General features: G+C 54.9%; 2 protein-coding genes and 1 pseudogene. All 3 read left to right on the top strand.

Annotated elements, in window-relative coordinates:
- Window positions 1-278 (top strand): annotated as a pseudogene (locus EI185_RS17365) (methyl-accepting chemotaxis protein); the annotation flags it as partial.
- A gap of 79 nt (window positions 279-357) precedes the next feature.
- A complete protein-coding gene (locus EI185_RS17360; RefSeq protein WP_124706408.1) occupies window positions 358-2,064 on the top strand; it encodes a methyl-accepting chemotaxis protein in 1,707 nt (568 codons plus the stop codon).
- Between the two features lie 347 nt (window positions 2,065-2,411).
- A partial coding sequence (locus tag EI185_RS17355; protein ID WP_223247918.1) for an MCP four helix bundle domain-containing protein occupies window positions 2,412-3,321 on the top strand: 910 nt, incomplete at its 3' end.

Here is a 3,321-nt window from a genome sequence, read left to right as displayed (position 1 = left end):
GCCAGATGGACGAAGCCACCCAGCAGAACGCCGCGTTAGTGGAACAGGCTGCGGCTGCAGCCGAAAGCCTGCAAGACCAGGCGGGCAAACTGGCCCAAGCAGTGAGCGTGTTCAATCTGGGTGGTAATGAGTCAGCGCGTCATGAACCGAGAGACATTCCGGTATTGCACGACCAGGTCAAATCCAAGCCCAAGGCAGCGGCGGTCAGAGCAGCGACCAAGCCGAAGAAGCTGGCTGCCGGTGGCGGGAGCAGCAGTGATGAGTGGGAAGAGTTCTGACGCGAACAATTCTCGTTAGTGAACGGCAGGCAGGCTTATACAAAAACAATAATAGATCTTTGGAAGTGGAGACAAGAAAATGCGATCCAATATGCCGGTAACCAATATTGAATACGTCTTGAAGGACACTGAAACGGTAGTGTCGAAGACCGACTTGCAGGGCAACATTACCTACGTCAATCGGGATTTCGTCAATATCAGCGGATTCAGTGAAGAAGAGTTGTTGGGGGCGCCGCAGAACATCGTGCGCCATCCGGACATGCCGGCAGAGGCTTTCGCGGACTTCTGGAACACGATCAAGAGCGGCAAGGCGTGGACCGGGCTGGTTAAGAACCGCTGCAAGAACGGCGATCATTACTGGGTCGAAGCCAATGCTGCGCCGCTGATTGAAAACAACAAGATTGTTGGCTACACATCCATCCGCATCAAGCCGAGCAAAGACCAGATTCAGGCCGCGGAGAGTGCATATCGTGCCATCAGCGCCGGGGACAAGAGCCTGAAAATTCAAGAGGGCAATGCGATCAGGCATTCGCAGTTCCATCGTTTCAACCTGATGGAGCGCCTCTCCATCAAAGCGAAGCTGGTGCTGTCATCCGGCTTGCTCGCGTTGCTGTTTGCGATGAATGGCATTTTCGCCTGGCTCGCGGTAGCAGGAGGCAAGCAACAGTTTGTGGATTGGTCGATGACAGCAGCGGTGTTGGGGGCGGCGCTGGCGGCTTTGTTCGGCTTCATGATATATCGCAGCGTTGTTGCGCCCCTCAATCGCGCCAGGCAGGACATCGATCGCATGAGCGCGGGTGATCTGACAGGAAAAATCGAGGCCAGCGGTAACGATGAGCTGACCCGGGTCATACAATCGCTACGTGTCTTGCAAACCAATATCAAATTACTGGTCGGCCAGATCAAGGAAGCCACCGATCACGTGAACATGGGGGCCAGTGAAATTGCCTCCGGCAACGCCGACCTGTCCGGGCGTACCGAATCGCAGGCATCCAGTCTGGAAGAGACCGCCAGCTCGATGGAAGAACTCACCAGCACCGTGAAACAGAATGCCGAGCATGCCAGGCATGCCAATCAGCTGGTTGTATCGACAGCCGACATTGCCGTTCAAGGCGGTGCGGTGGTGGAACAGGTCGTTACTACCATGGCTTCCATCAAAGCCAGTTCGCGCAAGATTGCCGACATCATTGGTGTGATTGATGGTATCGCCTTCCAGACCAACATCCTGGCGCTGAACGCGGCGGTGGAAGCTGCACGAGCCGGCGAACAGGGGCGCGGCTTTGCCGTGGTGGCGGCCGAAGTCAGAAACCTGGCCCAGCGCTCGGCGGGTGCCGCCAAGGAAATCAAGACACTGATCAGCGACTCGGTGGAGAAAGTCGACGCTGGCAGCAAGCTGGTGGATCAGGCTGGAGAAGCCATGGGTGACATTGTCACCTCGGTGGAACTGGTGACCGACATCATGAGCGGAATCGCCACAGCCAGCCAGCAACAGAGCGCGGGCATCGAGCAGGTCAACCAGGCGGTGGGTCAGATGGACGAAATGACACAGCAGAACGCAGCGCTGGTGGAGCAGGCCGCGGCCGCGGCGGAGAGCATGCAGGACCAGGCAGTGAAGCTCGCGCAACTGGTGGGCGCCTTCAAACTGGTATCGGGTGCCCAGGCGGCATCTATCCCTGTCCTGCGCGACACAGCGAAGTCTCGGCCGGTGCAAGGCAGGTCCAAGGTGGCGCTCACTAAAGTGGCTACCAAGCGGAAGAAACTTGTTGCCGGCGGTGAGGCCTGGTAAGAATTCTGAACGCCTGCTGGGTTCGTCTCACTGAGGTGTTCCCCGAAAAGTAACGCGATATTAAATTGCGCTGAGGTTTTCCATCGCGCTATTTCCTGTAGACCAATCTGACCGTGACAGTTCATGAATTTGCGTGATGTGACGCAGATTCATGAACCATCCGCACCGGTCTGAATGCGGCGACATAATATTCGCGCCATGCGTTCAAGTTCAGACTCCGCGGTGTCGATAAGAAAGTTAAGACTTGCCGGATAAGTAGGCGGATATCGGAGAAGGTACCTGGTAGAAAATGCCAGTCGAAAATTCCTATAACCGTAGATATAAATTTTTTGAAGGAATTTTCAAACATGAATATGAAGTTAAAAACCAAAATTATTTTGAGCATGGGCCTGGTGTTCATGGTTTTCGGCATCGCGATTGGTGTGGCCTTAACTGGAATGCAAAGTACAAAAAGTCGGTTCGACAACTTTCTGGAACATGACCTAACGCTAGCACGTGCAGCAACCAATCTGTATGCGCAAGGGCTGCAAATGGGCCAGGCGATGCGCAATATTGTGATTGACCCTGCTAACAAAGCTGCCTATAAGAATTTGGAATCGGCAGGCGAAGAGTTCAAGAAAACAAATCAAATGGTCCTGGCGATGGATCAACTGGATCCATCTGATCGGAAAGTCATGGAAGATGTGGCGGCGATACGCGAACAGCAGATTCCGATCCAGGCCAAAATTACATCCCTCGCATCCACGAACCAGGCTGCGGCCATCGAAGCAGTCAGTAAGGAAGAAACTCCGGTATGGCGCAAGATGCGGGAGCGCCTGCAAGACTACATCAAGGTTAAGAACGCTACAGTAAAAGATACCAGGGCCGAGATGTCCGCCTTTAGCCAGCGCATGCTGGTTACTGCGCTGGTGCTGGTGTTTGTCGCGATTGTTGTGGGTGCGGGGATCGTGTTCTGGTTGATCCGCCACATTATGAATTTGTTGGGTGGCGAACCCGTCTATGCAGTCGAGGTGGCGCATGCCATCTCTAATGGAGATTTTTCGCGCGAAATCGCCATTGCAAAAGGGGATACTACCAGCCTGCTGTTTGAGATGAACGCGATGCGCGAGCATTTGACCCTGACCATCGGCGACATCCGCCAGTCCACCGAGACCATTGCTGTTGCCTCACGCCAGATCGCCTCTGGCAACGCGGACCTGTCAGCGCGTACCGAATCGCAGGCCAGTTCCCTGGAAGAGACCGCCAGCTCCATGGAAG

This window comes from Sulfuriferula multivorans (assembly GCF_003851125.1).
Lineage (GTDB): Bacteria > Pseudomonadota > Gammaproteobacteria > Burkholderiales > Sulfuriferulaceae > Sulfuriferula > Sulfuriferula multivorans.
The sequence above is the reverse complement of the archived record's forward strand: the minus strand, read 5'-3'. Positions and strand labels throughout refer to the sequence as shown.

Coding starts and splice junctions, on each gene's coding strand:
- EI185_RS17360 (WP_124706408.1), top strand. CDS start 358: ATGCGATCCAATATGCCGGTAACCAATATTGAATACGTCTTGAAGGAC.